Raw genomic sequence first — 6,060 nt, 5'->3', positions numbered from 1 at the left:
GACGTCGAGCGTGGTCAGGTGCTGTGCAAGCCGGGTTCCATCAAGCCGCACACCCACTTCACTGGTGAGGTGTATGTGCTGTCGAAGGAAGAGGGCGGCCGTCACACCCCGTTCTTCAACAACTACCGTCCGCAGTTCTACTTCCGTACGACTGACGTGACCGGCTCCATCTCCCTGCCGGAAGGCACCGAGATGGTGATGCCTGGCGACAACATCTCCATGACGGTGAAGCTGATTGCTCCGATCGCCATGGAAGAAGGTCTGCGCTTCGCGATCCGCGAAGGTGGCCGTACCGTTGGTGCCGGCGTGGTAGCCAAGGTCATCGAGTAATATTTTTGATGGGCCTGGCGCATGGTGTGCCAGGCCGACTGCTCTTTGGGAAATAAAATGCAAAACCAAAAGATCCGTATCCGCCTCAAGGCTTTCGATTACAAGCTGATCGACCAGTCTGCTCAAGAGATCGTGGATACCGCGAAGCGTACTGGTGCAGTTGTCCGTGGCCCTGTGCCGCTGCCGACCCGCATCGAGCGTTTCGACCTGCTGCGTTCCCCTCACGTCAACAAGACCTCCCGTGACCAGTTCGAGATTCGTACTCACCTGCGTCTGATGGACATCGTGGATCCGACCGACAAAACGGTCGATGCGCTGATGAAGCTGGATCTTCCGGCTGGCGTTGACGTCGAAATCAAGCTGCAGTAATTCAAAGCTATTGCGCCTATGGCGCAAGGGCCGGTATAATCCGGCCCTTGCGCTTTTTGGCGCAGTTTGTAATGACAATCGGTCCTGGTCAATCGCAACCAGGGTAAGGAGAATAAAATGAGTCTAGGCCTTGTCGGGCGCAAGGTGGGCATGACTCGCATTTTTGCCGAGGATGGTCAATCCATTCCGGTGACTGTGCTGGATGTGTCCAACAACCGTGTGACCCAGATCAAAACGGCTGAAACGGACGGCTATTCCGCCGTTCAGGTGACCTTTGGCGTTCGGCGTGCCAGCCGCGTCAATAAAGCAGCTGCCGGGCATCTTGCCAAGGCGGGTGTCGAAGCGGGTCATGTTTTCAAGGAATTCCGTGTTGACGCTGATCGTCTGTCTTCCCTGAAGGCGGGTGATGTTGTTGGCGTTGATATCTTTGCTGTCGGTCAGAAGGTTGACGTGAGTGGCGTGTCTCTTGGTAAGGGCTATGCCGGTACCATCAAGCGTCACAACTTCGCGTCCGGTCGTCAGACCCACGGTAACTCCCGTAGCCACAATGTCCCTGGCTCCATCGGTATGGCGCAGGATCCCGGTCGTGTTTTTCCGGGTAAGCGCATGACCGGTCATCTGGGTGCGGCCAAGTGCACGGTGCAGAATCTCGAAGTGGTTCGCGTTGATGTCGAGCGCGGCCTTTTGCTGATCAAGGGCGGTGTGCCTGGTCATGATGGTGGTGACGTGATCGTTCGTCCCGCTGTCAAGGCTGGCAACTGACGGAGGGCGTGATGGAACTGAAGCTGTTGAATGAACAGGGTCAGCCGTCTGCGACTCTGCAGGCGTCCGATGCGCTGTTTGGCCGGGAATACAATGAAGCCCTGATTCATCAGGTCGTTGTTGCCTATATGGCCAATGCCCGTTCTGGCAATCGTGCCCAGAAGGGTCGGGATGAAGTGTCCCACACCACCCACAAGCCCTGGCGTCAGAAGGGTACTGGTCGTGCTCGTTCCGGTATGGGCTCCAGCCCGATCTGGCGCGGGGGTGGTCGTGCTTTCCCGAACAAGCCGCATGAGAACTTCTCTCACAAGGTGAACCGGAAGATGTATCGCGCCGGTGTGGCTGCGATCCTTTCCCAGTTGGCTCGTGATGGTCGTCTGTCGGTTGTTGAGGGTTTTGCTGTTGAAGCGCCGAAGACCAAGCTGCTGTCGCAGAAGCTCAAGGGTCTTGGTCTGGATTCCGTCCTGGTGATCACCGACTCCTTCGACGAAAACCTGTACCTGTCGTCCCGCAATCTTCCGAATGTCCTCGTTCTCGAAGTCAGCGAGACTGATCCGGTTTCCCTGGTGCGCTTCCCGAATGTGCTGGTCACGAAGGGTGCGCTGGCCAAGATGGAGGAAATGTGGCAATGAGCGCATTCAAGGAAGAGCGCCTGATGCAGGTGCTGCTCGCTCCGCAGATTTCGGAGAAGGCTACCGATATCGCCGAGAAGAACGAGCAAATCGTTTTCCGCGTCGCTAGCGATGCGACCAAGCCTGAAGTCAAGGCCGCTGTCGAACTGCTGTTCAAGGTCGAAGTGAAGGCTGTTCAGGTCGCCAACGTCAAGGGCAAGGAAAAGCGCTTTGGCAAGATGACTGGCCGCCGCAAGGGCTGGAAGAAGGCGTACGTCTGCCTGAAGCCGGGTCAGGAAATCAACTTCGCGGCGGGGGAATAAGAGATGGCACTCGTTAAAGTCAAGCCGACTTCCGCTGGCCGTCGTGCTGTCGTGAAGGTCGTGAATGCCTCTCTGCACAAGGGCGCACCGATTGCGTCCCTGGTGGAGAAGCAGTCCAAGACTGCGGGTCGTAACAACAACGGCCATATCACCACCCGTCACAAGGGCGGTGGTCACAAGCAGCACTATCGCCTGGTGGATTTCCGTCGCAACAAGGACGGCATCGTTGCCAAGGTCGAGCGTCTCGAGTATGACCCGAATCGCTCCGCCAACATCGCGCTGCTGTGCTACGCGGATGGCGAACGTCGTTACATCATCGCTCCGAAGGGGCTGGTAGTTGGTCAGACCGTCGTTTCCGGTTCGGAAGCGCCGATCAAGCCGGGTAACACCCTGCCGATCCGCAACATCCCCGTCGGTACCACTCTGCACTGTGTCGAGATGATCCCCGGCAAGGGCGCACAGCTGGCCCGCGCAGCCGGCACTTCGGTGCAGCTGCTGGCTCGTGAAGGCATCTACGCACAGGTTCGCCTGCGCTCCGGTGAAATTCGCCGCGTTCATATCGAATGCCGCGCGACCATCGGTGAAGTGGGTAACGAAGAGCACAGCCTGCGCAAGATCGGCAAGGCCGGTGCGAATCGTTGGCGTGGTATTCGCCCGACCGTTCGCGGTACGGCGATGAACCCGGTTGATCACCCGCACGGCGGTGGTGAAGGTCGTACTGGCGAAGGCCGCGTGCCTGTCAGTCCGTGGGGTCAGCCGACCAAGGGTTATCGTACCCGTAGCGTCAAGCGTACCGACTCCATGATTGTTCAGCGTCGGCACAAGCGATAAGAGGTAAGACATGGCACGTTCTATTAAGAAGGGCCCCTTTGTCGACGGTCACCTGCTGAAGAAGGTGGATGCGGCTCGGGCCTCGAATGACAAGCGTCCGATCAAGACCTGGTCGCGTCGCTCCACGGTGCTTCCGGATTTTGTCGGTCTGACCATCGCCGTTCATAACGGCCGTCAGCACATTCCGGTGTACGTTTCCGAAAACATGGTTGGTCACAAGCTTGGCGAGTTCGCGCTCACCCGTACCTTCAAGGGTCACGCCGCCAGCAAGAAGGCCAAGCGCTAAGGAGAAATGACAATGGAAACCAAAGCCATTCTCCGCGGCGTGCGCCTGTCGGAACAAAAGGGTCGTCTGGTTGCGGACCTGGTTCGTGGCAAGACTGTTGAGCAGGCTCTCAATATCCTGACCTTTTCGCCCAAGAAGGGCGCAAAGATCATCAAGAAGGTTGTTGAGTCCGCTATCGCCAACGCCGAGCACAACGACGGCGCCGATATCGACAGCCTGCGCGTCAAGACCATCTATGTTGAGCAAGGTACGACGCTGAAGCGTTTTACCGCTCGTGCAAAAGGTCGTGGCAATCGCATCAGCAAGCCGACCTGCCACATTTACGTGACGGTCGGAGAGTAAGGAGAACCCATGGGACAGAAAATCCATCCGACTGGCTTTCGCCTGGCGGTTACGCGTAACTGGGGCTCCCGCTGGTTTGCTGCCGGTAGCGATTTCTCCACGATGCTCAACGAGGACCTGAAGGTCCGCGCGCATCTGAAGAAGAAGCTGGCGCACGCTTCCGTGAGCCGTGTGGTCATCGAGCGTCCTGCCAAGAATGCCCGTATCACCGTGTTCAGCGCCCGTCCGGGTGTTGTAATCGGTAAGAAGGGTGAGGACATCGAGAAGCTGAAGGCTGACCTGCAGGGCATCATGGGTGTTCCGGTTCACGTGAACATCGAGGAAGTCCGCAAGCCGGAAACCGATGCTCAGCTGATCGCTGACTCCATCTCCCAGCAGCTCGTCAAGCGGATCATGTTCCGCCGGGCGATGAAGCGCGCGATGCAGAACGCCATGCGTCTGGGTGCTCAAGGCATCAAGATCATGAGCTCTGGTCGTCTGAATGGCGCGGAAATTGCCCGTACCGAGTGGTACCGCGAAGGTCGTGTGCCCCTGCACACCCTGCGTGCCGACATCGACTACGGTGTTTCCGAGGCTCATACCACTTACGGTGTCATCGGCATCAAGGTGTGGGTTTACAAGGGTGAGGCTCTCGCCCGCAATGAGCAGCCTGCTGCGACGGAGAATGAAGGCGATGCTCGCCGTGGCCGTCGTCGTAACGAGGGTGCCGACAGCAAGCCGGGTGCCAAGCGGCCCGCGCGCCGCACTGGCGGCGAACAGGCTGATGGCGCAAAACGGATCAAGAAAGAAGCAGGAGTGAATGATGCTGCAGCCGTCGAGAAGGAAGTATCGTAAGGAGCAGAAGGGCCGCAACAAGGGTCTCGCCACCCGCGGCGCCAAGGTAAGCTTTGGCGAGTACGGTCTGAAGGCGGTTGGGCGTGGTCGTCTGACTGCTCGCCAGATCGAGTCTGCTCGTCGTGCGATGACCCGTCACATCAAGCGTGGTGGTCGCATTTGGATTCGCGTTTTCCCGGACAAGCCGATCTCTCAGAAGCCGGCGGAAGTGCGGATGGGTAACGGTAAGGGTAGCCCGGAGTACTGGGTTGCCGAGATCCAGCCCGGCAAGGTTCTCTATGAGATGGATGGTGTTGATGAAGCCCTGGCTCGCGAGGCGTTCCGCCTGGCCGCTGCCAAGCTCCCCATCGAAACCGTCTTCGTTGTCCGGATGGTGGGGTAAAACATGAAAGCTTCGGAATTGAGGGCGAAGGACGCCGACCAGCTCAACGCTGAACTGCTTGAACTGCGGAAGGCTCAATTTAGCCTCCGCATGCAGATCGCGACTCAGCAGCTTGGCAACACTTCGCAGCTCGGCAAGGTCCGCAAGGATATCGCCCGGGTCAAGACCATTCTTCGCGAGAAGGCGGGTGCGAAATGAACGATCAAGTCAAGAAGGTCAAGCGCGTTGAAGTCGGTCGTGTTGTTAGCGACAAGATGACCAACACGGTCACCGTGCTGGTGGAACGTCGTGTGAAGCACCCGCTGTATGGCAAGGTGATCACCCGTACCGCCAAGTACCATGCCCACGTTGAAGGTGGTATTGCGAAGCAGGGCGATCTCGTCGAAATCGAAGAGAGCCGCCCGATCTCCAAGACCAAGACCTGGCGGGTGACCAAGGTTCTCGAGCAGGTTGTGGCAGTTTAAGTAGCGCTTGTTGTACAAATGGCTTGCCAAGTAATTGGCAAGCCATTATCATTGCTGTCTTTGCTCTTGCACGGTTCCTGTGCAAGTCCAATCAACCCGAACGGGATCCAAGACTGGCCGCGCCTAGCGTGTCAAGTTGGAGAGTTTAAATGATCCAAATGCAAACGATGCTGGACGTCGCCGATAATACCGGCGCGCGTTACGTGATGTGCATCAAGGTGCTCGGCGGCTCTAAGCGTCGCTACGCCGGTGTGGGTGACATCATCAAGGTGAGTATTAAAGATGCGGCCCCGCGTGGTCGTGTCAAGAAGGGCGACGTCTATAGCGCCGTGGTGGTTCGTACCGCCAAGGGTGTGCGTCGTCCGGATGGCTCGCTGATCAAGTTTGACCGCAATGCTGCGGTCCTGCTTAACAACAAGGGCGAGCCGATCGGTACGCGTATCTTCGGACCGGTAACGCGCGAGCTGCGTACCGAAAAGTTCATGAAGATCGTTTCCCTGGCGCCTGAAGTTCTCTAAGGAGTTAT

At 58.0% G+C, this 6,060-nt stretch carries 13 protein-coding genes; all 13 read left to right on the top strand.

The features are described from left to right. Positions 1-330 (top strand): EF-Tu C-terminal domain-related protein (locus HHL15_RS24510; RefSeq protein ID WP_456243188.1); only part of this gene is annotated, 330 nt, incomplete at its 5' end. A 57-nt stretch (positions 331-387) separates the two neighbouring features. Then, complete coding sequence (gene rpsJ / locus HHL15_RS24505) at positions 388-699, top strand: 30S ribosomal protein S10 (protein ID WP_148579673.1); 312 nt, start codon at positions 388-390, stop codon at positions 697-699. 117 nt (positions 700-816) lie between these two features. Then, the gene (rplC, locus tag HHL15_RS24500) at positions 817-1,461 is read left to right on the top strand and encodes a 50S ribosomal protein L3 (protein ID WP_169148428.1); all 645 of its coding nucleotides are present in this window, start codon (positions 817-819) and stop codon (positions 1,459-1,461) included. A gap of 11 nt (positions 1,462-1,472) precedes the next feature. Then, positions 1,473-2,093 (top strand): 50S ribosomal protein L4, encoded by a 621-nt coding sequence (rplD, locus tag HHL15_RS24495; protein WP_169148427.1) that lies wholly within the window; start codon positions 1,473-1,475, stop codon positions 2,091-2,093. Then, positions 2,090-2,395 (top strand): 50S ribosomal protein L23, encoded by a 306-nt coding sequence (gene rplW, locus HHL15_RS24490; RefSeq protein ID WP_169148426.1) that lies wholly within the window; start codon positions 2,090-2,092, stop codon positions 2,393-2,395. Before rplD ends, rplW begins: the two co-directional genes overlap by 4 nt. A gap of 3 nt (positions 2,396-2,398) precedes the next feature. Next, positions 2,399-3,226, top strand: coding sequence for a 50S ribosomal protein L2 (gene rplB / locus HHL15_RS24485; protein WP_169148425.1), 828 nt, complete (start codon positions 2,399-2,401; stop codon positions 3,224-3,226). A gap of 10 nt (positions 3,227-3,236) precedes the next feature. Continuing rightward, positions 3,237-3,512: a 30S ribosomal protein S19 gene (gene rpsS / locus HHL15_RS24480; protein ID WP_169148424.1), complete on the top strand. Its 276-nt coding sequence runs from the start codon at positions 3,237-3,239 to the stop codon at positions 3,510-3,512. Positions 3,513-3,524: 12 nt separating this feature from the next. Further along, complete coding sequence (rplV, locus tag HHL15_RS24475) at positions 3,525-3,854, top strand: 50S ribosomal protein L22 (RefSeq protein WP_169148423.1); 330 nt, start codon at positions 3,525-3,527, stop codon at positions 3,852-3,854. 9 nt (positions 3,855-3,863) lie between these two features. Continuing rightward, complete coding sequence (rpsC, locus tag HHL15_RS24470; RefSeq protein ID WP_169148422.1) at positions 3,864-4,688, top strand: 30S ribosomal protein S3; 825 nt, start codon at positions 3,864-3,866, stop codon at positions 4,686-4,688. Continuing rightward, complete coding sequence (gene rplP / locus HHL15_RS24465; RefSeq protein WP_079432654.1) at positions 4,657-5,070, top strand: 50S ribosomal protein L16; 414 nt, start codon at positions 4,657-4,659, stop codon at positions 5,068-5,070. Before rpsC ends, rplP begins: the two co-directional genes overlap by 32 nt. 3 nt (positions 5,071-5,073) lie before the next feature. Then, on the top strand, positions 5,074-5,268 hold the full coding sequence (rpmC, locus tag HHL15_RS24460) for a 50S ribosomal protein L29 (protein WP_169148421.1): 195 nt from the start codon (positions 5,074-5,076) through the stop codon (positions 5,266-5,268). Next, positions 5,265-5,534: a 30S ribosomal protein S17 gene (gene rpsQ / locus HHL15_RS24455; protein ID WP_169148420.1), complete on the top strand. Its 270-nt coding sequence runs from the start codon at positions 5,265-5,267 to the stop codon at positions 5,532-5,534. Before rpmC ends, rpsQ begins: the two co-directional genes overlap by 4 nt. Positions 5,535-5,683: 149 nt before the next feature. Then, positions 5,684-6,052, top strand: coding sequence for a 50S ribosomal protein L14 (gene rplN / locus HHL15_RS24450; RefSeq protein WP_141354256.1), 369 nt, complete (start codon positions 5,684-5,686; stop codon positions 6,050-6,052). Positions 6,053-6,060: the final 8 nt, after the last annotated feature.

This window comes from Zoogloea dura (genome assembly GCF_012927165.1).
GTDB lineage: Bacteria > Pseudomonadota > Gammaproteobacteria > Burkholderiales > Rhodocyclaceae > Zoogloea > Zoogloea dura.
The sequence above is the reverse complement of the archived record's forward strand: the minus strand, read 5'-3'. Positions and strand labels throughout refer to the sequence as shown.

Bases quoted from the DNA above. Each gene is read 5' to 3' on its own strand.
- rplB (WP_169148425.1), top strand. From the start codon at position 2,399: ATGGCACTCGTTAAAGTCAAGCCGACTTCCGCTGGCCGTCGTGCTGTC.
- rpsS (WP_169148424.1), top strand. From the start codon at position 3,237: ATGGCACGTTCTATTAAGAAGGGCCCCTTTGTCGACGGTCACCTGCTG.
- rpsJ (WP_148579673.1), top strand. From the start codon at position 388: ATGCAAAACCAAAAGATCCGTATCCGCCTCAAGGCTTTCGATTACAAG.
- rplC (WP_169148428.1), top strand. From the start codon at position 817: ATGAGTCTAGGCCTTGTCGGGCGCAAGGTGGGCATGACTCGCATTTTT.
- rpsQ (WP_169148420.1), top strand. From the start codon at position 5,265: ATGAACGATCAAGTCAAGAAGGTCAAGCGCGTTGAAGTCGGTCGTGTT.
- rplP (WP_079432654.1), top strand. From the start codon at position 4,657: ATGCTGCAGCCGTCGAGAAGGAAGTATCGTAAGGAGCAGAAGGGCCGC.
- rplV (WP_169148423.1), top strand. From the start codon at position 3,525: ATGGAAACCAAAGCCATTCTCCGCGGCGTGCGCCTGTCGGAACAAAAG.
- rplW (WP_169148426.1), top strand. From the start codon at position 2,090: ATGAGCGCATTCAAGGAAGAGCGCCTGATGCAGGTGCTGCTCGCTCCG.
- rpsC (WP_169148422.1), top strand. From the start codon at position 3,864: ATGGGACAGAAAATCCATCCGACTGGCTTTCGCCTGGCGGTTACGCGT.
- rplD (WP_169148427.1), top strand. From the start codon at position 1,473: ATGGAACTGAAGCTGTTGAATGAACAGGGTCAGCCGTCTGCGACTCTG.
- rplN (WP_141354256.1), top strand. From the start codon at position 5,684: ATGATCCAAATGCAAACGATGCTGGACGTCGCCGATAATACCGGCGCG.
- rpmC (WP_169148421.1), top strand. From the start codon at position 5,074: ATGAAAGCTTCGGAATTGAGGGCGAAGGACGCCGACCAGCTCAACGCT.